This window comes from Sphingorhabdus sp. (assembly GCF_046596595.1).
In the GTDB taxonomy this organism is placed as follows: domain Bacteria; phylum Pseudomonadota; class Alphaproteobacteria; order Sphingomonadales; family Sphingomonadaceae; genus Sphingorhabdus_B.
Map to the genome: position 1 here is coordinate 1 of NZ_JBKJMB010000064.1, position 24,316 is coordinate 24,316.

At 54.9% G+C, this 24,316-nt stretch carries 26 protein-coding genes; 15 read left to right on the top strand and 11 right to left on the bottom strand.

Features of this window, described 5'->3' with window-relative positions; all coding sequences use genetic code 11:
- Positions 1-24: 24 nt before the first annotated feature.
- From rpsM to rplQ, 4 genes are all read left to right on the top strand, one after another.
- On the top strand, positions 25-393 hold the full coding sequence (gene rpsM / locus ACLL9E_RS06700; RefSeq protein WP_411290965.1) for a 30S ribosomal protein S13: 369 nt from the start codon (positions 25-27) through the stop codon (positions 391-393).
- Positions 394-468: 75 nt separating this feature from the next.
- Entirely contained in the window at positions 469-858 is a 390-nt protein-coding gene (gene rpsK, locus ACLL9E_RS06705) for a 30S ribosomal protein S11 (RefSeq protein WP_125229604.1), read from the top strand.
- 99 nt (positions 859-957) lie between these two features.
- Positions 958-2,019, top strand: a complete 1,062-nt coding sequence (locus tag ACLL9E_RS06710; RefSeq protein WP_411290966.1) for a DNA-directed RNA polymerase subunit alpha — start codon at positions 958-960, stop codon at positions 2,017-2,019.
- A 113-nt stretch (positions 2,020-2,132) separates the two neighbouring features.
- Positions 2,133-2,546 carry a 50S ribosomal protein L17 gene (gene rplQ / locus ACLL9E_RS06715; RefSeq protein WP_409644765.1) on the top strand — a complete coding sequence of 138 codons (414 nt, stop codon included), beginning with the start codon at positions 2,133-2,135 and terminating at the stop codon, positions 2,544-2,546.
- A gap of 64 nt (positions 2,547-2,610) precedes the next feature.
- Here rplQ and ACLL9E_RS06720 read toward each other — a convergent pair whose 3' ends face one another.
- Positions 2,611-3,171 (bottom strand): hypothetical protein, encoded by a 561-nt coding sequence (locus ACLL9E_RS06720; protein ID WP_411290967.1) that lies wholly within the window; start codon positions 3,169-3,171, stop codon positions 2,611-2,613.
- Between the two features lie 88 nt (positions 3,172-3,259).
- On the opposite strand from ACLL9E_RS06720, the gene ACLL9E_RS06725 reads away from it, so the two are divergent.
- The 3 genes from ACLL9E_RS06725 to ACLL9E_RS06735 all read left to right on the top strand — a co-directional run bounded on the left by ACLL9E_RS06725 (position 3,260) and on the right by ACLL9E_RS06735 (position 7,328).
- The gene (locus ACLL9E_RS06725; RefSeq protein ID WP_411290968.1) at positions 3,260-4,330 is read left to right on the top strand and encodes a winged helix-turn-helix domain-containing protein; all 1,071 of its coding nucleotides are present in this window, start codon (positions 3,260-3,262) and stop codon (positions 4,328-4,330) included.
- Positions 4,331-4,442: 112 nt separating this feature from the next.
- Entirely contained in the window at positions 4,443-6,599 is a 2,157-nt protein-coding gene (locus tag ACLL9E_RS06730) for a prolyl oligopeptidase family serine peptidase (RefSeq protein WP_411290969.1), read from the top strand.
- A gap of 123 nt (positions 6,600-6,722) precedes the next feature.
- Positions 6,723-7,328 carry a hypothetical protein gene (locus ACLL9E_RS06735; protein WP_411290970.1) on the top strand — a complete coding sequence of 202 codons (606 nt, stop codon included), beginning with the start codon at positions 6,723-6,725 and terminating at the stop codon, positions 7,326-7,328.
- Positions 7,329-7,406: 78 nt separating this feature from the next.
- On the opposite strand, the gene ACLL9E_RS06740 is transcribed toward ACLL9E_RS06735, so the two are convergent.
- Positions 7,407-7,787, bottom strand: coding sequence for a glycine zipper 2TM domain-containing protein (locus tag ACLL9E_RS06740; RefSeq protein ID WP_411290971.1), 381 nt, complete (start codon positions 7,785-7,787; stop codon positions 7,407-7,409).
- Positions 7,788-7,964: 177 nt separating this feature from the next.
- Between ACLL9E_RS06740 and ACLL9E_RS06745 the strand changes: the two genes are divergently transcribed.
- Together ACLL9E_RS06745 and rarD are read left to right on the top strand one after the other, a co-directional pair.
- The gene (locus ACLL9E_RS06745; RefSeq protein ID WP_411290972.1) at positions 7,965-8,186 is read left to right on the top strand and encodes a hypothetical protein; all 222 of its coding nucleotides are present in this window, start codon (positions 7,965-7,967) and stop codon (positions 8,184-8,186) included.
- 28 nt (positions 8,187-8,214) lie between these two features.
- A complete protein-coding gene (gene rarD, locus ACLL9E_RS06750) occupies positions 8,215-9,111 on the top strand; it encodes an EamA family transporter RarD (protein WP_411290973.1) in 897 nt (298 codons plus the stop codon).
- Here rarD and pyrC read toward each other — a convergent pair.
- Complete coding sequence (gene pyrC, locus ACLL9E_RS06755) at positions 9,108-10,151, bottom strand: dihydroorotase (protein WP_411290974.1); 1,044 nt, start codon at positions 10,149-10,151, stop codon at positions 9,108-9,110. The genes rarD and pyrC overlap by 4 nt on opposite strands.
- 38 nt (positions 10,152-10,189) lie before the next feature.
- On the opposite strand from pyrC, the gene ACLL9E_RS06760 reads away from it, so the two are divergent.
- Positions 10,190-10,912, top strand: a complete 723-nt coding sequence (locus ACLL9E_RS06760; protein ID WP_411290975.1) for a YgfZ/GcvT domain-containing protein — start codon at positions 10,190-10,192, stop codon at positions 10,910-10,912.
- Here the strand turns inward: ACLL9E_RS06760 and ACLL9E_RS06765 are convergent.
- Together ACLL9E_RS06765 and gyrB are read right to left on the bottom strand one after the other, a co-directional pair.
- Positions 10,909-11,274: a septal ring lytic transglycosylase RlpA family protein gene (locus ACLL9E_RS06765; RefSeq protein ID WP_411290976.1), complete on the bottom strand. Its 366-nt coding sequence runs from the start codon at positions 11,272-11,274 to the stop codon at positions 10,909-10,911. The two genes, ACLL9E_RS06760 and ACLL9E_RS06765, sit on opposite strands and share 4 nt — an antisense overlap.
- Positions 11,275-11,395: 121 nt before the next feature.
- Positions 11,396-13,981 carry a DNA topoisomerase (ATP-hydrolyzing) subunit B gene (gene gyrB / locus ACLL9E_RS06770; protein ID WP_411290977.1) on the bottom strand — a complete coding sequence of 862 codons (2,586 nt, stop codon included), beginning with the start codon at positions 13,979-13,981 and terminating at the stop codon, positions 11,396-11,398.
- Between the two features lie 193 nt (positions 13,982-14,174).
- On the opposite strand from gyrB, the gene ACLL9E_RS06775 reads away from it, so the two are divergent.
- Genes ACLL9E_RS06775 through ACLL9E_RS06785 form a run of 3 tightly spaced genes read left to right on the top strand, consistent with a single transcriptional unit; the run spans position 14,175 to position 16,931 of the window.
- Positions 14,175-15,731: a class I adenylate-forming enzyme family protein gene (locus ACLL9E_RS06775; protein ID WP_411290978.1), complete on the top strand. Its 1,557-nt coding sequence runs from the start codon at positions 14,175-14,177 to the stop codon at positions 15,729-15,731.
- Positions 15,721-16,224: a DUF2721 domain-containing protein gene (locus ACLL9E_RS06780; protein WP_411290979.1), complete on the top strand. Its 504-nt coding sequence runs from the start codon at positions 15,721-15,723 to the stop codon at positions 16,222-16,224. Before ACLL9E_RS06775 ends, ACLL9E_RS06780 begins: the two co-directional genes overlap by 11 nt.
- 5 nt (positions 16,225-16,229) lie before the next feature.
- Entirely contained in the window at positions 16,230-16,931 is a 702-nt protein-coding gene (locus tag ACLL9E_RS06785; protein WP_411290980.1) for a ZIP family metal transporter, read from the top strand.
- Here the strand turns inward: ACLL9E_RS06785 and coaD are convergent.
- The 3 genes from coaD to ACLL9E_RS06800 are packed head-to-tail and all read right to left on the bottom strand — an operon-like array spanning position 16,928 to position 18,587.
- Entirely contained in the window at positions 16,928-17,440 is a 513-nt protein-coding gene (coaD, locus tag ACLL9E_RS06790) for a pantetheine-phosphate adenylyltransferase (protein WP_411291036.1), read from the bottom strand. The two genes, ACLL9E_RS06785 and coaD, sit on opposite strands and share 4 nt — an antisense overlap.
- A complete protein-coding gene (locus ACLL9E_RS06795; RefSeq protein WP_411290981.1) occupies positions 17,437-18,342 on the bottom strand; it encodes a polyprenyl synthetase family protein in 906 nt (301 codons plus the stop codon). Before ACLL9E_RS06795 ends, coaD begins: the two co-directional genes overlap by 4 nt.
- Positions 18,343-18,347: 5 nt before the next feature.
- Complete coding sequence (locus tag ACLL9E_RS06800) at positions 18,348-18,587, bottom strand: exodeoxyribonuclease VII small subunit (RefSeq protein ID WP_411290982.1); 240 nt, start codon at positions 18,585-18,587, stop codon at positions 18,348-18,350.
- A gap of 118 nt (positions 18,588-18,705) precedes the next feature.
- On the opposite strand from ACLL9E_RS06800, the gene ACLL9E_RS06805 reads away from it, so the two are divergent.
- Complete coding sequence (locus tag ACLL9E_RS06805) at positions 18,706-19,134, top strand: hypothetical protein (RefSeq protein ID WP_411290983.1); 429 nt, start codon at positions 18,706-18,708, stop codon at positions 19,132-19,134.
- 71 nt (positions 19,135-19,205) lie between these two features.
- Here ACLL9E_RS06805 and ACLL9E_RS06810 read toward each other — a convergent pair whose 3' ends face one another.
- The gene (locus ACLL9E_RS06810) at positions 19,206-20,081 is read right to left on the bottom strand and encodes a LysR substrate-binding domain-containing protein (RefSeq protein ID WP_411290984.1); all 876 of its coding nucleotides are present in this window, start codon (positions 20,079-20,081) and stop codon (positions 19,206-19,208) included.
- 303 nt (positions 20,082-20,384) lie between these two features.
- Here ACLL9E_RS06810 and ACLL9E_RS06815 point away from each other — a divergent pair, with 303 nt between their 5' ends.
- Entirely contained in the window at positions 20,385-22,688 is a 2,304-nt protein-coding gene (locus tag ACLL9E_RS06815) for a CDC48 family AAA ATPase (protein WP_411290985.1), read from the top strand.
- On the opposite strand, the gene ACLL9E_RS06820 is transcribed toward ACLL9E_RS06815, so the two are convergent.
- Positions 22,685-23,992 (bottom strand): MFS transporter, encoded by a 1,308-nt coding sequence (locus ACLL9E_RS06820; RefSeq protein WP_411290986.1) that lies wholly within the window; start codon positions 23,990-23,992, stop codon positions 22,685-22,687. The two genes, ACLL9E_RS06815 and ACLL9E_RS06820, sit on opposite strands and share 4 nt — an antisense overlap.
- Positions 23,989-24,312, bottom strand: coding sequence for an antibiotic biosynthesis monooxygenase family protein (locus ACLL9E_RS06825; protein WP_411290987.1), 324 nt, complete (start codon positions 24,310-24,312; stop codon positions 23,989-23,991). Before ACLL9E_RS06825 ends, ACLL9E_RS06820 begins: the two co-directional genes overlap by 4 nt.
- Positions 24,313-24,316: the final 4 nt, after the last annotated feature.

A 24,316-nucleotide genomic window follows, 5' to 3' on the forward strand; every position in this document is an offset into this window, starting at 1 on the left:
CCTTGTGGAGCAGGAGTTAATTAAGTGGCACGTATAGCCGGGGTAAATATCCCAACCAACAAGCGCGTGATCATTGCGCTTACCTACATTCACGGTATCGGTCGCACAAAGGCGCTCGAAATTGCGGACAAGCTGGGAATTGATCATAGCCGTCGTGTGCAAGATCTTTCGGATGCCGAAGTATTGCAAATCCGCGAAACAATCGATGCCGAACATACTGTAGAAGGCGATCTTCGCCGAACGGTGTCGATGAACATCAAGCGTCTTATGGACTTGGCCTGCTACCGTGGCCTGCGCCACCGTAAAGGGCTTCCAGTTCGTGGCCAGCGCACGCATACAAATGCGCGCACCCGCAAGGGCAAGCCAAAGGCAATCGCGGGGAAGAAAAAATAATAGTCCGGGGGACTATTCTCTTTTTCTCCGCCGGAGGCACACTCCGGTATTTAGCTAAGTCAGGATACAAACATTATGGCACGCGAACCACAGCGCATTAAAAAGCGGGAGCGCAAAAATATTTCGGCAGGCGTCGCGCACGTCAACGCCAGTTTCAACAACACCATGATCACGATCACTGATGCCCAGGGCAACGCGATCAGCTGGTCTTCGGCCGGAACCATGGGTTTCAAGGGAAGCCGCAAGTCGACTCCTTACGCAGCGCAGGTTGCCGCAGAAGATGCTGGCAAAAAGGCTGCTGAACATGGCGTCCGGACGTTGGAAGTTGAAGTAAAGGGCCCGGGTTCGGGTCGCGAGTCGGCGCTTCGCGCGTTGCAAGCGGTGGGTTTTACCATCACCTCGATCCGCGACGTGACGTCCATCCCGCATAACGGCGTTCGTCCTTCCAAGCGTCGGCGCGTTTAAGCATTCGTTTCAGGGGCGGCTGACCAGTCGCTCCTTCTTTTACCTGCAAGCCGGCACGGTGCACCAATTGCCGGTTCTGCAAAACCCAAGGGGAAATCCATGTCCGTCAATATCAAGAACTGGCAGGAACTGAAAAAGCCCAACGCGCTTGAACTCAAGTCAGGTAGCGATGCGAAGCGTAAGGCAATTTTTGTTGCCGAGCCCCTCGAGCGTGGCTTTGGTTTGACGCTTGGCAACGCGTTGCGTCGTGTATTGCTCTCGTCGTTGCAAGGCGCAGCGATCACCTCGATCAAGATCGAAAACGTGTTGCACGAGTTTTCGTCACTTGCTGGCGTTCGTGAAGATGTGACCGACATCGTTTTAAACATCAAGCAGGTCGCATTGAAGATGGAAGGCGAAGGTCCAAAGCGTCTTCAGCTTTCTGCTACGGGACCCGGGGCGGTCACTGCAGGCGATATCGCTGTGTCTGGTGACATTCAGGTCATGAACCCTGATCTGGTCATTTGCCACCTTGATGACGGCGCTACGCTGAACATGGAAATCACGGCTGACAGCGGCAAGGGCTATGTGCCTGCCGTCGCCAACCGTCCTGCCGACGCGCCAATCGGCCTGATCCCGGTCGACAGCCTGTATTCGCCAGTGCGTCAGGTCGCCTACAAGGTCGACAATGCGCGCATCGGTCAGGAGCTTGACTATGACAAGCTGTCGCTGACGATCGAAACCGATGGCACCGTAACGCCTGAAGACGCCGTGGCATATGCCGCGCGCATTCTTCAGGATCAGTTGCAAGTGTTCGTTCACTTCGAAGATTCGATGGCAGCATCGTCGCCAATGATCGGCATGGCTGCACCATCGGCATCTTCCGAAGAGTCCGATGCAAACCAGCTCAACCGCTATCTTCTCAAAAAGGTCGACGAGTTGGAACTGTCGGTGCGCAGCGCAAACTGCCTCAAGAACGACAATATCATCTATATCGGCGACCTCGTGCAAAAGAGCGAAGCAGAAATGCTGCGTACGCCGAATTTCGGTCGCAAGTCGTTGAACGAAATTAAGGAAGTCTTGTCGTCGATGGGCTTGCGCCTTGGCATGGACATCCCCGGTTGGCCGCCTGAAAACATTGAAGAGATGGCCAAAAAGCTTGAGCAAGAACTGCTTGGATAAACTTTTGGGCCTGAGCCGAGCTCGGGCCCAATTTAAAAGGGAAAATTGGCCGCCCTTAACTGGCCTGGATCGGGGTACCTCATACGGCCCCCCTACGAACGAAGGATATATTTATGCGCCATAAAGTTGGCCACCGTAAGCTGCAGCGTACTACATCGCACCGGACCGCGATGCTCCGCAACATGGCAGCGTCGCTCATCAAGCACGAGCAAATCAAGACAACCTTGCCTAAGGCAAAGGAACTGCGTCCTTATATCGAAAAGCTGATTACACTTGCGAAAAAGGGTGGTCTTTCCAACCGTCGCCTCGCGATGAGCCGTTTGATGGACGACACGCAACTGACGAAATTGTTCGACGAGCTGGCGACGCGTTATGCCGACCGCAGCGGTGGTTACAGCCGCGTGATCAAGGCTGGTTTCCGTGGTTCAGACGCAGCGCCAATGGGCGTCATCGAACTTGTTGACCGCAACGTCGACGCCAAGGGCCAGGACAGCGGACCAGTCGAAGTCATGGACGACGCTGAATAAGCACGTCTCACGCAATGAATTTTGAAAGGGCGGTATCCGAAAGGGTGCCGCCCTTTTCTTTGGCTCAGGCTTTGTCGTTACGACTCTGACGTGCGCACCAGAATAAAAGACTGGCAATAAACCACGCCACGGAGAGCATGATCGTAAATCTTCCGCCGCGCATGTCAGTTCCCAATATCACGGCCAAGGTGCCGATGGCGATTTGCAATGTGCCTGCAAGAAACATTGCCCATGGAAGGATGCTGCTGCGGAAACGCGATATAATGCTGCCGGCAACAGCTATAAAAAGAACCGCGACGAACCACAGGTTCACTGGATTGTCTTCATTACCGATCATGCCAACCGCCAAATTCGCCCAAACGACCATGAACCCTGCAAGCACAGCAAACATCGCCCCGATTCGGAAATACCAGTTGGACGACAGACGGACGGCAAGTTCCATAAGGCCGCCGACAATTCCGAAGATTATCGTCGCGAAAATGAAGTCGGTTTCGTCCCAATTGACTTCTTTCGTGAACTGCATGGCGACTAATGGCGTCAGGATCAGCGCCACTGCGCTGCCCCAGCCAATGCCGCGCCCGGGGTTTAATCGGCGGCGCGGTGGTTGTTCGCTGATGATATTCATAAGTTTACCCTTTTTGCTAAATGGAGGCTATGCACATAAGGCGGTGAAATATTGCAAGCATGAGCAAGGCATGAGCATTTGGTGAAAAATGAAATCAGATAGCTTTCGCTTTGGTCGCTTCACCCTGGATGTTGAAGGCCGGATGTTGCGGCGCGACGGCGTAGTTTTGGATGTCTCCAACCGTTACTTTGATGCCTTGGTCTTGCTGGTCCGCAATGCAGGTGGGTTGGTGTCCAAGGACCGTTTCATGGACGATGTCTGGCGCGGGGTACCTGTCACCGATGAGGCGCTGACGCAGTGCATCCGGACCTTGCGGCGCGCGCTCGACGACGACGCAGCGCGGCCGCGCTTTATCGAGACCGTGCCAAAGCATGGCTACCGGTTCGTTGCGCAGGTGGCGACCGGTGAAATCTCACCCGAGCAGGCTGCGTTTGTTAACGAGTTGCCAAAGCGGAACTGGCAGATATTTTGGTTCACTGGCGGGGCTGGCGTCATCGGCGGCGGTATCGCAGGACTGGTTGGCGGGCTATTCTATGGCTTTGCTGGAGGAGCCCCGCCGCAGGGGGCAGGCACCGGAGGAGCGTCCATCGTCCTAGTGCTTACTGCACTTGCCGTCCTCGTTGCACTGATCGGAGCGGGCGGGGTTAGCTTTGGCATTGCGTCAGCTCGGCTTTTTAATCCCAACAAATGGACAGCAATGATCGTCGGCGGTGCTTTAGGCGGTTTCGTGGTGGGCGGTTTAGTCAAGTTGCTTGGTCTAGACGCGTTTAATATCGTGCTTGGGCAGTCGCCCACGCAAATTACAGGCGCGCTGGAAGGGGCAGTGCTGGGGAGCGCAACCGGGCTTGGTCTCTGGTTGAGTAAGCGCGCCACGTTCTCCCAAAGTCTGATTTACAGAATATGGCCAGCCGCGGGCGTCGGCGCAATCGCCGGCGCACTGATCACCGCAGCAGGTGGACGTCTGCTTGGCGGCAGCCTGCATGCATTGGCCGAACTGCTTCCGCAGTCGCAGCTTCGGCTTGACCGGATTGGCGCTGCATTTGGCGAAGTTGGACTTGGCCACATCAGCCAGATTGTTACGGGCGGATTTGAAGGGATGTTGTTTGCCGCATGTGTGAGTGGCGCAATTTTGGTGGCAGAGCGGCAGATGGCTGAGTGATTTCGACGAAAATGCAAAAATAACCGTCAGGCGGCACGCGATATGATTGGCGTTCCTTGACTGACGTTCTAGTCCTCGAACATTGCTAATTTCGTGCTGGGGAAATGATATAATGCGAAGTGCACTTTTGCTTGGGGCAGTCATATTGATGGCACCCATGTCGTCGATGGCTGTGGCCAATGATGAAGCCACAGCCGATGTTGCGGCTAAGCTGGAATATCCGAAAACAAAAACTGTCGACGTGGTGGACGAACAATTCGGCGTGAAGGTCGCCGACCCCTATCGCTGGCTTGAGGATGACGTCCGCGTTAACGGCGAAGTCGCTGACTGGGTCAAAGCACAAAATACCGTGACCAGCACCTATCTCAAGACATTGCCCGGCAAGAAGGTGCTTGCTGCGCGGATGAAGAAGCTATTCGATTACGAACGCTTCGGCCTGCCAGAAAAAGCTGGAGGTTTTTACTTTTTCACCAAAAATGACGGGCTGCAAAACCAATCGGTATTATATGTCCGCAAGGGCATTGCCGGATCCGATCGTGTTCTGATTGACCCCAACAGCTGGGCAAAGGATGGGGCGACCGCGCTGGACAGCTGGGTGCCGTCGAAGAATGGCAAATTGCTGGCTTATTCGATTCAGGACGGCGGCTCGGACTGGCGATCGATCAGGGTGCTTGATTCGACCACCGGCAAAATATTGTCTGACGAAATCAAATGGGCGAAATTCACAAACATCAGCTGGGTCGGCAATGACGGGTTTCTATATTCGCGCTTCGCCGAGCCAAAAGAAGGTGCGGCCTTTCAGCAGCTGAATTACAATCAGACTGTTTATTACCATAAAATCGGTACACCGCAGTCTGAAGACAAAGCGATTTACGCGACGCCGGACAAGCCTGAATACGGCCATAGCGCGCAAGTTACGCATGATGGCAAATGGGCTATCATCACGACCTCGTCCGGGACCGATGAAAAATATGAACTACACATCATGGCACTTAGGAAAAAGCCTCAGTGGAAGGCGCGGCCATTGGTCACAGGGCTTGATCACGACTGGAACCTTGTTGAGGGGATGGGCAACACGCTGTGGTTCGTTACGAACAAAGACGCCGCTAAGCTAAAGGTTGTAACCGTTGACCTTAAGGCAAAAGAGCCGAAGTTTTTCGATGTAGTTCCGGAGCGAGAAGAGACGCTTTCGCGCGCCCAAATTGTCGGTAATCGGCTTATCCTATCTTATATCAAGGACGCGAAGTCTATGGCGATGATGACCGATCTGGCTGGCAAGCCGGTGCAGGAAATCACGCTGAACGCGATTGGTACGGCTAGCGGCTTTTCCGGCACACCAGGCGATCCGGAAACGTTCTACGGATTTTCGAGTTTCAATCAGCCGGGCGCGGTTTATCGTTTCGACAGCAGCAAAGGCACGTCGACCCCTTTTGCACAGCCGAAATTGAGCTTCAATCCGCAAGACTATGACGTCTCGCAAGTTTTCTACCCGTCGAAGGACGGCACAAAAATTCCAATGTTCATCGTCCACCGGAAAGATTTGGATCTCTCCAAGGGCGCGCCAACCCTGCTCTATGCATATGGTGGTTTTAACATTTCGCAAACTCCGACTTATTCTCCAACGCGGATGGCGTGGCTGCAGTCGGGCGGCGTTTTTGCATTGGCAAACATTCGCGGTGGCGGAGAATATGGGAAGCCGTGGCATGATGCGGGACGGTTGATGAACAAGCAGAATGTCTTTGACGATTTTGCGGCAGCGGCGGAATATCTGATCGCCAATAATATTTCGGCAAAGGGGAAGATTGCGATTGAAGGCCGCTCCAATGGCGGTCTGCTTGTAGGCGCAGCACTTAATCAGCGGCCGGACCTGTTTGCCGCTGGCCATGCGGCTGTGGGTGTTATGGATATGGTCCGTTTCGACCGGTTCACTGCGGGCCGTTATTGGGTCGACGATTATGGCTATCCAAACAAGGAAGCCGATTTCAAGATGCAGATGACCTATTCACCCTACCATAATATCAAATCTGGCGTCGATTATCCGGCCGTCATCGTCTCCACTGCTGACACGGATGACCGCGTGGTGCCGGGGCATAGCTTTAAGTATATCTCGGCACTGCAAGCCGCCGACACCGGAAGCAAGCCAAAGATTATCCGCATTGAAAGCCGTGCGGGACACGGTTCGGGCAAGCCGACGGACAAGGTGATTGACGAATATTCGGATATCTATGCATTCCTGGCAAATTGGACTGGCCTCAAGCTTGCAGACTGATTGTTCATAAAAATGCCGATTTACATGAACGGATGCTGACAAGTCAATTCAGCATCCGGTCAATCCGTTTCGGCTAGTCCCTTTTTATCGGCGGGAAAGTCCGCGCCGAAAAGGAGACTGAAAATGAAATTTATTACCAAAAGCTTGCTTGGAGCCGGAGCTGCTGCTGCAGCTTTGGTGAGCGTCGCTGCGCCTGCTCAAGCCCGGGATCGTTATGATCGTGACCGTGACGGTATAAGCGTTGGAGAAGTCATTGCAGGAGCTGTTGTGCTCGGCGGGTTGGCTGCCGTGTTGTCGGCCGGTAACAATGACCGTTATTATAATGGCGGCAGTTATGATTATAACCGCAACGGATATTACAACAATCGCGGGGGTAATAGCCGCGTTGCTATCAACCAATGTGTTAATACCGTTGAACGTTGGGCGAACGGGTATAGCCGGTCGGAAGTTACTCAAATCCGAAACATTGAACGTACGCGCTTTGGTTATCGCGTGACCGGTAATGTGGTCGTCCAGGATGTTCAGCGTGGCCGTGATAATAGCTACGGCTATGGGAACGACCGATATGATCAAGGCGACCGTTATAATCGCTATGATCAGGGCGACCGATATAACCGCTATGACCGCAACGCCTACGGACGCGGATATGACAAGGGCCGGTTCACCTGCATTGTTGAACAAGGTCGCGTTGTGGACGTTGACTACAGAGGCTTAGACCAGTGGCGGTAACGGGTAAAATTAACTAATGGGGGCAAAGAGGCTCAGTCCGGAAGCGGACTGAGCCTCTTGTCTTATGGGCATTTTTAATCAACGGCAGCGGTAATTGCTTCGGTCGATTTCGCGGCCAAGCAGCGCTCCGCCGGCAGCTCCCAATATTGCGCCCAATGTCTTGTCACCCCGGCCTGCGATTTCATTACCGGCAAGACCCCCGACTGCGGCACCGATGATAAGGCCTGTGGTGCCGTCATCGCGCTTACAATAATAACGTCCGTCGTCTCCCCGCCACATTCTTGTGTAGCCATTTATTGCCTGCGCGTCACGGCGACCCTCACGATAGCCGCGCTCATATGCTTTGCCCTTTTTGTTTTTATAGCCCCATGCCTTGGCATGACCTGGGGGGTCGGCAAGCACTGCGCCGGTGGGAACGACCAATGCAGCGGCGGCTAACACCATCAGAGTCTTTTTCATGTTAAATCTCCTTGTGCAAATTGACCCTGCCTTCTTCGCGCAGCTTTTATGAACGCAAGTTGGATGCCATGTGGCTTTGACGATAAACCGTGGTTTTCAAACGACAAACAGATTGATTGACCTAGCTCTTTGACCGCACGCCTTGCCACTGACTTAAAAACCAGCCACAACTGCGCCATGGCTAATATAATCGCGTTTTTGTTCGGGCTTGTTGCCCTTCTGTTGGCATTTGTCGGGTTCATTCCGTTGCTTGGATGGCTCAATTGGCTGACCATCCTTATTGCTGGCGTTGGCGCGGTAATTGGCATGATATCGAGTAAGAATGGCGGGCGAAATTTTTGTTTCGTTGTTATGGCCATCTGTGCGCTGCGTTTGTGGATCGGCGGCGGCATAATCTGACCTTCTCACGAGGGCCGGAATTGTAGATATGGCAGAAAGCTCCGATACCAAGCAGCCAAGTGGTTTGCCTTATGCAATTTCAGCATATCTCATATGGGGCTTCGTTCCGGTTTACTTTAAGCTACTGAGCCATGTACCGCCTGTGGCCGTAGTCGCGCAGCGCATTTTATGGTCGATCCCGCTGTTGCTGGTGATCATGGCACTTCGTAAGCAACTTGACGAATATGCCGCCATTTTCCGTCACAAGGCCCACCTGCGTAACTTGCTTGCGTCGGCGACCTTGATAGCGATCAACTGGCTTATCTACATTTGGGCCGTGTCAACTGACCATATCTTGGCCGCGAGCCTTGGCTATTATCTCAACCCACTGGTAAATGTCCTTTTGGGCCGTCTGTTTCTTGGTGAACGGCTGCGTCCTCTTCAAATGGTAGCTGTTGCGGTGGCAGCCATTGGTGTGGCCATATTGATTGGCGATGCGCTTGATACGTTATGGGTATCCGTGTCGCTGGCTTTCAGCTTTGGCCTATACGGCCTTATCCGCAAGATCACGCCGGTTGGTTCGGTCCCGGGGCTCGCAATTGAAACGACGCTGCTTGCGCCTTTATCGCTTGCCGCAGTCCTTTGGTATGCACAGGCGGGAACGGGCGGCTTTGGCGACGATGTGACGACGTCAGGATTGTTGATCCTTGCAGGGGTTGTCACCGCCGTACCGTTGCTGATGTTTGCCACCGCCGCGCGGCGGATGAGTTACGCGAGCCTTGGCTTCGTGCAGTATATCGCGCCATCGATTGCGTTTTTGTTGGGCGTGTTCGTTTACGGCGAGCCACTGAGCACGACCAAGCTGGCCTGCTTCATCCTGATCTGGTTCAGCATTGCGATATTCTGCGCCGACGCTATCAAAAACTATCGGGCTGCGAAGGCTTAAGCTTTTAACCGCCAGTGTAATGTTTCGCCGGCGTGGAATGGTACAATGGAAACGCCATCAAGCTCGATAAGTGCTGGAACGTGGGTGTCGACCCGCTCCAATGTCACGCGGTCTTCATTGAGCGGCAGTCGATAGAATATTGGGCCGTTTTCTGACGCAAATGCCTCGAACTTATCCAGCGCGCCTTCTTCTTCAAAGACCGCGGCATAGCTCTCAAGAGCAAATGGCGCATTGAAAATTCCCGCGCATCCACATGCACTTTCCTTGGCGGCCTTTTCATGTGGCGCGCTGTCGGTTCCAAGGAAATATTTAATGCTGCCTGATGTCGCTGCCTTGCGCAGCGCCAACCGGTGCTTTTCACGCTTGGCGACTGGCAAGCAATAAGCATGCGGGCGGATGCCGCCTGCAAACATCGCGTTGCGGTTGATGTGCAAATGCTGGGGCGTGATGGTTGCGGCAATATTGCTGCTGCCTTCATCGACAAAGGCGACGGCGTCTGCGGTTGTGATATGTTCAAACACAATGCGCAATTCGGGCAAATCGCGTACCAGTTTGGACAGCGTTTGCTCGATAAACACGGCTTCACGATCAAAAATATCCACATGGGCCTCGGTCACTTCGCCATGGATGAGCAATGGCATATCAACGCGCGCCATTTCCTCCAGCGCTGGCATGATATTGGCGACGTTCGTTACCCCGTGCGCGCTTCCGGTAGTGGCATGGGCCGGATAAAGCTTTGCCGCGGTAAATACCCCTTCGGCAAATCCACGCGCCAGTTCTTTCCCGTCTGTCGCGTCTGTCAGATAGGCCGTGATGAGCGGGGTAAAGTTAACTCCTTGCGGCACGGCGGCCAAGATCCGGTCGCGATAGGCAGCGCCGGCCTCTACCGACGTCACAGGCGGCGACAGGTTAGGCATGACTATCGCGCGCGCGAATTGCGCTGCTGTATATGGCACGACGCTGCGCATCACGGCTCCGTCGCGCAAATGTACGTGCCAATCATCTGGCCGGCGGATCGAAAGAATCGTCTGGTCTGTCATGGCTTCCCTTTAAGCATCGGGTTCCCTATCTGTCACCTATGCCAAATACCCGTCTTTTCGATCGTAGCATCATCCGTTTGTCGCCGACAGACGCAGGCGAAGATGTCCGGCAGTTTTTACAAGGACTGGTTACGCAGGACACAGCAGCTAACATGCCTTCATGGGCGGGGTTGTTAAGCCCGCAAGGCAAAGCTCTGTTCGATTTCATCTTGTGGGCGGACAGTGACGATGTGCTGATCGATTGCGAGAGCACACAAATGGAAGGTCTCATTCGGCGGCTATCAATGTACCGGCTGCGGCGGCAAATTGCCATCGCCGTCGATCTTTCCTGCGCAGTATATTGGAGACCCGAAGGTAACACGGACCCGCGTCATCCCGACCTTGGCGAACGATGGCTTGGAACGCCAGCACCGGACGATGTTGATGTCAGCGCCGCTTATCGCGCGCGTCGGCTGGCATTAGGCATCACTGAGGGTGTGGCAGAACTTGGCAGCGATCAGACCTTGTGGCTTGAGGCAAATGCCGCCGAACTGAACGGCGTGTCGTTCACCAAAGGCTGTTATGTGGGTCAGGAAAACACCGCGCGGATGAACTGGCGTCAGAAGGTGAACAGGCGGCTGGTCGTAGTTCCACTTGCAGATGCTGATCCGAAACGGCAACGTCTTGCCCTTGACCAACTGGGCCTATCAGTCGAATTGCGCCGTATTGAAGATATGGCAGGGCTAATTCTGCCGGATTGGCAACGCGCGGCGATCGCTTAATTCAGCAGCTCTAACCTGACTTTCGCAGTGCCAGTGCGGTGCATGCCGATCTGCTTGGCTGCAGCGTATGAGATATCGACAATGCGTGCTTTGCCCCACGGCCCCCGGTCATTGACGCGCACAATCACTTCCTGGCCATTGGCGAGGTTTGTGACTGCGATCCGGCTGCCAAATGACAGAGTGCGGTGGGCTGCCGTAAAATCATTTGGGTCAAATCGTTCGCCGCTCGCTGTTTGGCTTCCGCCAAGTTCAGCGCCATAATAGCTCGCTATTCCGGTGCCGACTTCGACCCGACTGTCGCTTGCCTGTGCTAACACCGGCAAGGCCAGTAGCGAACATATTAAAAAAGCCCGTTTGTGCATAGGATCCCCCCTTGAAAATCCTGTACACAAACGATTTCGGCAATCCAACAGGTCAGCGATGTGTCGACCAATGCTTGCGGTTACCCGATTGCTTTGGAAGTCAGCCACAGCCGAGTGTGAATTAGACGTCCAGATTGGCGACGTTGAGCGCGTTTTCGACAATGAAATCGCGCCTTGGCTCTACAACTTCTCCCATCAATTTGGTAAAAATGTCGTCGGCCAAATCAGCTTGGTCAATCTCAACCCGCAACAGCGAACGATGGTTTGGATCGAGTGTGGTCTCCCACAATTGTTCTGCGTTCATTTCGCCAAGACCCTTGTAGCGCGATATGGATAGGCCCTTGCGGCCCGCAACCAATATCGCATCGAGCAGTTCGGACGGGCGCGTAATTGCGCCCTTGTTGCCCAAGCTAACGGCTGTGGTCGCACGCTTCACCTGATCGCCAACCGCGTCGGCGGCCTCGATGTCAGCATCGCCTTCTATATCGTCCGCAGCCTCGGCAGCAGAGGCCGCACTGACTTTCACAAGCCGTGCTGGTGTCTCATAACTGGCGGTCTCTTCGCTTGCCAGCTTATGCAACTTGCGGGCTTCGGCCGACATGAGGAAGGCCGCATCAATGATATGGTGATCAGTTACGCCGCGCCACAAACGTTCAAAATGATAGCCCCCGTCCTCGGACACCCGGCCAGACCATTTGCCCTCGACATCCTGCGCTCCCATCCACGCAGCGGCTTTGGCAACCGCAGCAACGCGGTCAGTCGCCTCGGGATCTAAGGCACCTGTGAGCGCCATAGCCTCAACAATGGTAGGATCGTAACGGCGCGGTACAAACGCCATCAGACTGCGCATACGGCGCGCATGGTCAACCAAGGATCCCAAATCGGCCCCGGCGCGCTGCCCGCCTGCACCTTCCAGAACAACGCCGCCAAGCCCCAGCTCCGCCAGATGGTCGTCGAGCGCCTTGTCGTCTTTCACATAAATTTCGCTTCGCCCCTTCGCGACCTTATACAAAGGCGGCTGCGCAATGAAGAGATGACCGTTCTCAATAATCTCTGGCATTTGCCGGTAGAAAAATGTCAGCAGCAGCGTGCGGATATGCGAACCATCGACGTCAGCGTCGGTCATGATGACGATTTTGTGGTAGCGTAGCTTTTCGATATTGAAATCTTCGCGGCCAATGCCCGTTCCCATCGCCTGAATGAGCGTGCCAACTTCTTTGGATGAAAGCATCCGGTCAAAGCGCGCGCGCTCGACGTTCAGAATCTTGCCTTTAAGCGGCAATATCGCCTGATAATGGCGGTCGCGCCCTTGCTTGGCGGAGCCGCCTGCAGAGTCACCTTCGACCAAGAACAGTTCGGATTTGGCAGGGTCTTTTTCCTGACAGTCTGCAAGCTTACCGGGCAAGGACGCAACGCTCATGACTGACTTGCGGCTGGCTTCACGGGCCTTGCGCGCCGCTTCGCGCGCAGCGGCGGCGTCGATTACCTTTTGAATGACTGTCCGGGCATGACCAGGATTTTCCTCAAGCCATTCGCTCATCCGGTCGGCCATCAGGCTTTCGAGCGGCTGGCGCACTTCGGACGACACAAGCTTGTCTTTTGTCTGCGACGAAAACTTCGGATCCGGCAGCTTGACCGACACGATGGCGGTCAGGCCTTCGCGCATGTCATCACCAGTCAGCGTCACCTTTTCCTTTTTCAAAATGCCCGATTTTTCCGCATAATTGTTCAAGGTGCGAGTCAGCGCCGAACGGAATGCGGCCAAGTGCGTCCCGCCGTCGCGCTGCGGGATATTGTTGGTGAAGCACAATACATTTTCGTAATAGCTGTCGTTCCATTCCAGCGCGACGTCAATGCCAACGCCATCCCGGTTCGACCTTATCGTGATTGGATCGGCCAGCAACGCGGCCTTGTTCCGATCAAGATATTTCACGAACGCGCCAATGCCGCCAACATAAAAAAGATCATGCTCCTTGATCTCGGAATGCCTTTTGTCACGCAGCAGGATGCGGACGCCCGAGTTCAGGAACGCCAGTTCGCGGTAACGGTGCTCAAGCTTGTCGAAATCAAATTCAAGGACGTTTTTAAACGTATTCGTCGACGCCATGAACGTCACTCTTGTGCCCTTTTTCGGCTTGCCATCAATCACAGGGGCATCTCCCCGAACAATCAACGGCGCAACCGCGTCGCCATGTTCAAAACGCATCCAATGCTCTTTGCCCTCACGCCAGATCACAAGCTCTAGAAATTCGGAGAGGGCATTGACCACCGACACGCCCACGCCGTGAAGACCGCCGGAAACTTTGTAGGCGTTGTCCTCGGAGGTGTTCTCGAACTTGCCACCTGCGTGCAGTTGAGTCATGATTACTTCGGCAGCCGAAACGCCTTCTTCTTTATGCATGCCGGTTGGAATACCGCGGCCATTATCTTCGACCGAGACCGAGCCATCAGGATTTAATTCGATCAGCACCAGGTCACAATGTCCGGCCAGCGCTTCGTCAATCGCGTTATCGGAAACTTCGAACACCATGTGGTGCAACCCGCTGCCATCATCCGTGTCACCGATGTACATGCCCGGCCGCTTGCGGACGGCGTCGAGACCCTTCAGCACCTTGATGCTATCTGCACCATATTCATTCTGATTAGGGTTCTCTGCGCTGTCCGCAGGAAGGTTATCTTGCGGGTTTTCTGGTGTTTGTTCAGTCATTGGCGGACCATAGGCCCTAAGCCCGGAATACCCAAGGAAAAGCCGCCAAAATTCCCCATTTTTCCACAATCTTTTACGGCCCGCTATGCCGGATATTCCTGACTCTGTTATGGGGCCAAAATTTAGGCGATGAAAGTTTTGCAGTTCGCGCTAAGTCGTCCGATAGGCTGACCAAAGGGCACTGGGAATCACAATGCAAATTGACACTGAACTTGAAAAATCCTTTGGTGATTTTGGCGCACTTATTGGTGCCTGGGGTGATGAGAAACCCGACGATCGCGCGCTTGCCGATAGCGCAACAGAGTTATCATGGCGCGAAGTTGCCATATTTTCGTCGCGGATCGCTGCGCAGCTTCAGCGTGATGGCCTTCAACATGGTCAGGCGGTTGCGATATTGGGCACCAGCAACGTCCATTATGCATTGGTATATCTTGCTGCGGTCCGGGCGGGCGGCTGCGCTGCGCCTTTGACGACGTCAGCGGCTCCAGCGCAGTTGGTGGCTATGCTAAAGGACTCAGGGGCGGTGCATCTGTTCGTCGATGCCGCAAAATTGGCCGATTTAGACGGTATGGCCCTTGGCGATGTCAACATCATCATGTTGGACAAGGCTGTTGACGATCATCCGGCGCTGAACGACTGGATGGCAGAAGAGGGCGCGGTCTGGGACGCTACGCCACCTGTCGCGACGGATCCTTTCAACATCATCTATTCCAGCGGAACCACGGGAACGCCCAAAGGTATCGTCCATTCGCATGCGATGCGCTGGCACCAGATGTCTGGCGGTGGCAAATCCATCTATAATCGTGACACGCGGTCGCTGGTGTCTACGCCCTTATATTCTAATACCACGCTCGCGGTATTCCTCCCCACGATCTGCCATGGCGGTTTCGTTCGGATTATGGAGAAATTTGACGCCGCTGGTTATCTTGACCACGCGCAGACCGACCGGACAACGCATACGATGCTGGTGCCTGTCCAATATCAGCGGCTCATGGCGCATCCTGATTTTGGCAACTATGACCTCACGAACTTCATCGTCAAATTTTGCACCAGCGCGCCTTTTGCGGCTGAGCTCAAGGGCGAAGTGCTTAAGCGCTGGCCCGGCGGACTTGTCGAGATTTACGGAATGACAGAAGGCGGCGTGGTGTGCATGTTGCAAGCCCATCATTATCCCGACAAGTTACACACGGTTGGGCAGCCGGTCACTGGGCATGAGCTCATTGTTCTGGATGAAGAAGACAATCTGCTTCCGGCCGGATCAAAGGGCGTTTTGACGGGGCGTTCGCCGACGATGATGTCAGGATATAAGAACCAGCCAGAAAAAACGCGCGAGATGGAATGGCGCGACGACGATGGCAGTATCTGGCTGAAAACCGGGGATATCGGCATTGTCGACGAAGACGGCTTTGTCTCGATTGTCGGCCGCGCGAAAGACATGATAATTTCAGGCGGATTTAACATTTATCCCAAGGACCTCGAGGAATTGCTCGAACAACAGCCTGAGGTTGCTGAAGCGGCGGTGGTCGGTATGCCTTCGCAAGCATGGGGTGAAACGCCCGTTGGATTCATCCGTCTGCGCGATCAAAAGGCCGAACCAGATGCTATTCTGGAGCGCGTTAACGGGCAACTAGGCAAAACGCAGCGCATTTCAATTCTCTACCAAATTGATGAAATGCCGCGCAGCCATATTGGCAAATTGCTCAAGACCGATTTGCGTTTGCTGGCGGCAGAGAAGCACAATGGGCGGTAAGTTCGATCCCGATCTTGCGGCCGTAATTTCGGTGTTGCAAACGGCATTAACGCCCGCATTCCTGTTGGTTGCCGTCGGCAGCCTGCTGAATGTCCTGACCGGGCGTTTATCGCGGATCGTGGACCGATCGCGCGATTTGCAGCGGCAATATGCTGACACAGAAGGCGCGGCGCATGAACGTGTGGTCAGCGAGTTGCGAATTATTGAAAAACGCATGCGTGTGGTTGGGTCCTCCATTTTATATGCTGTTTTGTCGGCAATTTCAGTGTGTGTGGAGATTGCGGTGCTGTTTTTAATGGGGCTCAGTCAATTTTCCGCCGCATGGGTGGCCGTGGCGGTGTTCATGCTCGCGCTGGCACTGCTTTCGGCATGCCTGTTGCAGTTTGTGCGCGAAATCCGGCTGGCGACTTACGCCATTTATGTACCTGAGGAATATCTCGAGTTACCGGCTGCCCGTGCGCCTACGGAACGTAAGAGACGTAAGCCCATTTAACGGTCATGCTTACCCTGGTCGTCGTCACAGTCGTAGTGTCCGCCGCATTGATGGTTGGCGCGTTATGGGGCGTTTATGGCAAGCTTTCCGCTAGAACCGAGGGCTTTATCGTTGCGCTTGCTGGCGGCGCCTTGATCATGTCAGTGATCGGCGAACTTGTGGAGCCTTCGCTGAAGGAAGGCAGCATGTGGGTTTCGATTGCAGCCTTGGCATTAGGTGCAGTTCTTTTTTCGGCAGCGGACTATTGGATTGACGAGAAATTGCCGTCCGACGAAGGCGTTGGCCTGTTGGCGGCGATAACTTTTGACGGCATACCTGAAAATCTCGCGCTTGGCGTAGCGCTCATCGGGGCCTCCTTCGGCGAAGTCGCCGCGCTGGCTGGCGCAATATTGTTGTCTAATATACCCGAGGCGGCTGGCGGTGCGCGCGGAATGAAGGATGGCGGGATGAAACCGATGCTGATTTTCGGGCTATGGGGTGGTGCGACGGTGTTGCTGGCCGGAGCGGCCTTAGTGGGCAATTTCACGCTTGAGGATGCGCATCCCAATGTGCTCGCGGCCATTCGCTGCACGGCGGCTGGGGCGGTTGTGGCGTCGCTAGCGACCGAGGTGTTTCCCAAGGCCTTCAAAGAAGACCATCATCTTGCTGGCGTTGCAACAGCATTGGGTTTGATGATTGCAATCTGGCTCGAAAGCTTTGGCGGTTAGGTTGTCTTCCCACTCAACTGCTGGACCCTTTCAATGACTTCGGCGCGAATAGCGGGCGTTACAAATTTGCCAATCTCACCGCCGTAAATCGCGATTTCCTTCACCAGCCGCGATGCAATCGGCTGAAGCGATACATCCGCCATCAAAAACAGTGTCTCAACCCGATCGTTCAATTGCCGGTTCATACCTGTGAGTTGATATTCATATTCGAAGTCGGTGACCCCGCGGATGCCGCGGATAACCGTACTGGCACCTTGCGCTTCGGCAAAATCCATCAGCAAAGAGTTAAATCCCACAACGCGGATATGGGCAGATCCAATGCTGGCGACTTCGCGTTGAACCATCGAGATACGCTCGTCATCTGAAAACATCGGGGATTTTGCGGCATTCGTTGTGACTCCGATAATGAGCTCGTCCACCAGCTTCGCGCCGCGCCGGATGATGTCCATATGCCCCAAAGTGATGGGGTCAAAGGTGCCTGGATATACGCCAATACGGTGCGTCATCAGTGGTCCCTTTCGGTGATGTAATTGGCAATGGCGCGCAAAAGATCGGCCTCGGCGCCATAAATCGATAAATGCTCGTTGGCTTGAGCTACCAACATTTCAGCCTGCTGCTTTGCCCGGTCGAGGCCCATGAGAGAGACAAATGTTCCCTTACCAGCCTCGGCATCTTTCTGAAGCGCTTTTCCGGCAAGTTCCGGATTACCCTCGACGTCCATGATGTCGTCCGCGATCTGGAAAGCAAGACCGATGTCGCGCGCATAGCCCCGCAGATGCGTTCTTCCTTCGGGCGGTATGTGGCCCAGAATTGCGCCCATTTCGACGCTCGCGGCAATGAGTGCGCCGGTTTTCAAGGCTTGCAGGCGCATGACTGTTTGCAAGTCGAAAGCCGCGTTTTCGGCTTCGATGTCCATCATCTGACCGCCGGCCATGCCTTCTGGCCCGCTCGCCAAAGCGAGCGTGGATACCAGTTCGCCACGAACGAACGGATCGGCGTGCGTCTGTGGATTTGCCAGTATTTCGAACGCCAGTGCATGCAGTGAATCGCCGGCCAGAACTGCGGTAGCATCGTCAAATGCCCGGTGCACGGTGGGCTTTCCGCGGCGTATGTCGTCATCATCCATGCATGGCAGGTCATCATGGACTAAAGAGTAGACGTGGATGGCTTCAACAGCTGTGCCCACGCGCAAGGCAACTGTGCGGTCAACGTGGAACAGTGCTGCGGTCGCCGTAACAAGTAAGGGCCGAAGTCGCTTTCCCCCGCCAATCGCTGCGTGGCGCATGGCGGCATATAAACGGTCCCGCGCGTCGCCGGGCAATTGAAGCAGCGCATCAAATTCCTGATCGATGTCCGCCGCGATCTGCGCAAGGGCGTCTTTTAACAACGAAGGACTGGTCGCGTCAGGCACTAGGATTATCCAGCGTCAAACGGCGCTGTGCCAGTTGGTGATCCATCTGGACCAAGCGTGATTGCCTCGATACGCGCCTTCGCCGAATCCAGCCGTTGCTGGCACAAGGCCCGCAACGCGTTACCGCGTTCATACAATGCAATGGATTCGTCCAGCGGTGCGGCGCCGCTTTCCAGCTTATGGACAATGTCTTCAAGCGCGCGCAGCGCCTGTTCGAAATTCATGTCAGCTACGTCTTCAGTCATCGAACCGCAATGACGCCCGCCGCCGCACCGGTCAAGTGCTCGCTCTATCGAAATTTTCGCTCTTTTCGGCTTTAAATTGCTTCACAGCGGCGGTGTGCTGCGGCACAGGACATCTCCTATGACAAAGAAACTCATCTTCCTCGCCCCGTTGTCCATGCTTGCTTTGGCCGCATGCAACAAATCCGAAACCCCACCAGCAGCTGAAAATGCTCAGGAAACCGCTGCAGCGTCGGCTGCTGACGTCGAAATGCCACCGGCAATCACGGCCACCGGTACCTATCGCTGCGCTGACAACACCATTTTATATGTTGATTTTCTGGGTCAGAATGAAGCTGCCGATATTCGCGTTGGCGAAAAATCTGCTCTCGCCGTTCGGGTGACGGCACCCAAGGCAGAAGTGCCAGCAGCTGGTACGGCCGCCGCGCCAGTACAGGCTGATCCCGCTGGTCCTTTGACATCGGCTGATGGCGAAAGCTCGCTTTCGGGCAATGGCGACCAGATCAATGTGAAGCTTGCCGGAAAGGGCGCGCAGACCTGCAAGAGCTAAGGACCTTGTTCGTACACCCACCGTCAGTGGGGTAATCCAGCATAAAGGGGTCGGCGTTGCCGGCCCCTTTTTTATACCCCCGACTTTAATAGCCAGTCGTGGAAAATCTTTACAGCCCGCTGCTTAAGCGCGCGGGGGCGGCAGACAAAATAATAGCTATAAGGACTTTCAACTTCCGCGTCGAAAAGCCTTGTGAGGCGTGGGTCGCGCGCATCGGAAAAATGGCTGCCATGCATGATTGCAACGCCAAGGCCATTAGCTGCTGCCTCAAGCATGAGGGCACCGCTATCGAGACTATCGACAGCTGCGGGCTTTAACCGGGGCACACCCATGGCCTGGCGCCAGGCGTCAAAAATCATGGGCATATCGCTGTGCACCATCACGGTGTATTTGCTCAGGTCTTCAGGCTTTTCAACCTTATGTTCTTTCGCCCACTGCTCGGAAGCGATGGCATAAACGATATTGCGGTCGAGTCGGACGCTGTAGAGCTTGGGGTCTACCTCAGCGGCAATGATAATCGCTGCGTCAACAATATCGCCCAGCAGGTTTTCGGCATGACCAGACGTATCGACGTCGATGTGTAATTTCGGGAATGCCTTACGCAATTCGGGCAAACGCGGAATAAGTCGCTGCGACCCAAATAACGGCAGCAAGCCCAAACGCAGACGATATTCGCCGCCGCGACCTGCCAGTTCATCAACAGCTTCGGCCATTGCATCCATTGCGGGCTCCACAGCAGCAAGCAACGCCTCACCATCGGCATTGATGACCATAGCTTGAGCACGGCGGTCGAACAAAGACTTGCCAATGAAATCTTCAAGTGCCTTGATCCGTCGGCTCAGCGCCGGAGGCGACAATGCAAGCTCGCTTGCCGCGGCTTTGGCCGATCCAAGTTTGGCAACACGCAGAAAGGCTTCCAGTGAACGTAAAGGGGGCAATCTGCGCATATCATCTCCTCAATTTGTCGCAGTGCAACAAAATTTATCTGCCTTCGCGATCGTGGAAATGCCGCGAAATCCGGTAAAAACCTATAAAATGTAGTTGCATGATTTGCAACATCTATTGCACTGTTCGCACTTGCACAATAATTAGAATTTCGCCATACGGGAAAAGCCTTATAGGCATCCTCTCCTAAAGACTTTTTCAGGGTCGGCTTCGGTCGGCCCTTTTTTTGTCCCTATTTGGCATATCGGTGTCGCAATCTTGGGAACAAGTCCTATTTTGGTGTCTTAACGATGATGAGGCAGCCAATGTCCCCCAAAGCCAAAATTCCGAAATTGCAGGTCGCCAACGCCAAGCTTGAAGATTCGGGCCGTGGGCTTGCGCGGATGTCGCTTCAATTCATGGCAGCGAATGGCATTGCACAAGGCGATGTCATCGAAATAATTTGCAAACGTAGTACTGCGGCGCGCGCTGTTGACCCTTATCCGGAAGACGAAGGGCTTGAGGTCGTTCGCCTTGACGGTCTGCAACGCGCAAATGCGGGTGTGGGCGCTGGCGATTATGTTGAAGTCCGCAAGGTGGTGTCGAAGCCAGCTATTAAAGTTGTATTCGCGCCTGCCCAGCGCGAAATCCGACTTGAAGGTCCTTCACAAGCCCTAAAACGCAGCTTTCTGGGGCGGCCTGTGGTCGCGGGCGACGTGGTTGCAACGCATGGCCAACAACGCGTCGCACCGGATGATATGCCGCCGCAATTGCGGCAAATGCTCGCTGCACCAGCCTTTGCCTTGGCCGAAATTCGCCTCACGGTTGTGTCCACGGTACCCAAGGGCATTGTGCACATCGATAACGACACTGAAGTCGAACTGCGCGCAGAATTTGCCGAGGCAAAAGAAGGACGCCGCGCAGATGTCACTTATGACGACCTTGGCGGTATGGGGGACACAATCAAGCAATTGCGCGAGATGGTTGAGCTTCCTTTGCGTTACCCCGAATTGTTTACGCGGCTGGGGGTAGATCCGCCACGTGGCGTCTTGCTGCATGGTCCACCCGGCACTGGTAAAACGCGGCTGGCGCGGGCGGTTGCCAATGAGAGTGAAGCGGAATTTTTTCTGATCAACGGACCTGAGATCATGGGGTCTGCTTATGGCGAATCTGAAAAGAAGCTGCGCGATATATTCGAGGCTGCGACCAAGGCTGCGCCATCTATCCTGTTTATTGACGAAATCGATTCGATTGCTCCAAAGCGTGATCAAGTGCAAGGCGAAGCGGAAAAACGGCTGGTCGCGCAACTACTGACCTTAATGGACGGACTTGAACCGCGGACCAATTTGGTCGTCATCGCGGCCACCAACCGTCCCGAGGCTATTGACGAGGCGCTTCGCAGACCTGGCCGTTTTGACCGTGAAATTATCGTCGGTGTGCCCGACGAAAGTGGCAGGCGGGAAATCCTTGCTATCCATACGCGCGGGATGCCCCTTGGCACGCGCGTGGACCTTAAGGAGTTGGCACGCACGACGTATGGCTTTGTTGGCGCTGACCTGTCTGCGCTAACGCGGGAGGCGGCAATCGAGGCCGTCCGCCGCATCATGCCGAAACTAGATTTGGCGAGTGGCACCATCCCTGCTGAAGTGCTCGAGAGCCTGCGCGTCACACGTGACGACTTTTTTGAGGCACTGAAACGTGTCCAGCCGTCTGCCATGCGTGAAGTCATGGTGCAGGCACCTGATGTGCGCTGGGAAGATATCGGCGGCCTGGATGAAGCGCAAATGCGCTTGAAAGAAGGGGTCGAGCTTCCATTGCGCAATCCCGATGCCTTCAGGCGGCTCGGCATTCGGCCGGCGAAAGGTTTCCTGTTGTACGGGCCACCTGGCACCGGTAAAACCTTGTTGGCCAAGGCCGTGGCGCGCGAGGCGCAAGCAAATTTCATCGCTACGAAGTCCTCCGACCTCTTGTCCAAATGGTATGGCGAGAGCGAGCAGCAGATCGCACGATTATTTGCGCGTGCGCGTCAGGTTGCACCCTGCATCATCTTTTTTGACGAGATCGACAGTCTTGCGCCGATGCGCGGCGGCGGCAGGGGTGAGCCGCAGGTCACCGAGCGGGTGGTCAACACATTGCTTGCAGAAATGGACGGTCTTGAGGAGCTTCAGTCCGTTGTGGTCATTGGCGCGACTAACCGCCCCACTTTGCTTGATCCGGCATTGCTTCGCCCCGGACGGTTTGACGAGCTTGTTTATGTCACCGTTCCGGACAAAGGCGGCCGCCGACGAATATTGGGTATTCACACGACCAAGATGCCAATGGGGAAGGATGTTGACCTAGACGAAATCGCCGAGCGTACCGAGCGCTACACCGGCGCGGATTTGGAGGACTTGGTGCGGCGGGCTGGTCTTTCTGCACTGCGCGAAGGCGGCAATGATGTTAAAGAAGTCAAAATGGTGCATTTCAGCCAAGCACTAAATGCCTCGCGTGCCACCGTCACCGTCGAGATGGAGGAAGAATATGGCGCGATGGAAACCAAGCTAAAGGCCGCTGCATTGGTGCCACAAGGCATGGGCTTTGTTTCGCCCGGAATGGTCAAACCGGTGCGCGATTTGAAGCATGAACCTTAAGCTTCGGCCGGCACTATCAATGCCCGCCGTCCCCAAATAATAAGAAACAACAAGGAAGCCGCGATGAGGATAAATGTCGCTGGCTCCCAATAGTTGAACAGGGCGACCCCGACAGCCGGCGCGAAGATATACGCTGCGCCGTTTATCGACGCTATTTTGCCGGCGACGTCGCCTTGTTCATGCCGGCGGACGGCCAACGACGCACCAGCGGTAAAGCCAGGCCGGAAAAGTCCAAAACCCAGTGACGCAACCGCAAATCCCGTGCTGATGCCATAAAAATCATGACTGATGGCGGTAAGAATGGTGCCAATTAAGGCAAGAATTGCACCCAGCAACACTGAGCTGCGCGCTGCAAGCGACAACATGGGTATGAGGCCCCATTGCGCAAGCAAGGTCGCCATTGCGCCAATCAGCATGACCGATCCGCTGGCTTGCACCGCCTCCCATGGCCGATCATGCAACCCGAGCCGGTCCCGAACCAGAAAACCGACAACACCCAGAATAATTGCTTGGGCATGTCCTCCGATCAATCCTGCAATCAACCATGCAGCCAGCCGTTCGTCACGCCACGGGAGGCGCACTTCCGCAGTGGGCAATACGGAACCCAACGCGTCGCCATCCACATCGTCCGCATCGGGAGAGTTCATGGACGCCGAATTGGGATAGGCTGCAACTGCTCCGCGCGCTTCAAAACGCGGAGTGTCGTTCGGCAACTGGACGTGCAGGGCAATAAGCACAGCCAACCCGAATACCGCGAACATAATAAGTGGCCCCGCCAGACCGAAAGGTGGAAACAGAAAATAATGCGCCGTGGCAGGTCCAATGACGGTGCCGACCCCGAAAGACGAAGCAAGCATTGATAGGGCCTTAGTACGCTCAGCGCGTTCGGTTCGTGCGGCAACATATGCTTGAACAGCGGGCGGGGCGGCGGAACCAAAACCGCCGTATAGGCTGCGAAATAAGGCAAACAGGACGAACGTTACCACCGGGCCGATTAAACCGGCAAGGCCAAGCCATAAAACGAGCCCGCAAAATCCCATCGACGCTACAAAACCGATAACCCCAATGCTCATCAATTGTTTGCGACCTCTGCGGTCGGATAATCGGGCCCATTTGGGCGCGGTTATCACCCACAAAAGTGCAGACCAGCTGAAGGCCAGACTTACCCAGACATCGGGCATATCCAGCTCGCTGGCGATCGCCGGCAGGGCGGACTGCATCGCTGTATTACCTGCTGCCGCCACAAGCATGACCAAAAACAGCACCACGACGCGGCTATTGGGTATGGCTTGAACCGCACTCATGTTTTTTTCCAGTCATAACTACGCTTCACTTGAGACACATGTAGGCTGTAATATGCATACCAACGATCGCGGCCAGCGTCGCGAATGGCCGCATGTTCGGGATGATCGCGCCACGCTTTGGCGCTTTCTTCATCGACCCAATAGCTGACTGTAATGCCAAGTCCGTCTACCCCACGCACAGAATCCATGCCAATATAGCCCTCTTGCTGCGCTGCCAGCCTATCCATCATAGTCGCTGCACGGGCATAGCCAGCATCATCCACACCGGTACGCTGCGCCACGAATATGACCGAAATGGTTCCAAAAGGAAGCTTTGTCATCGCC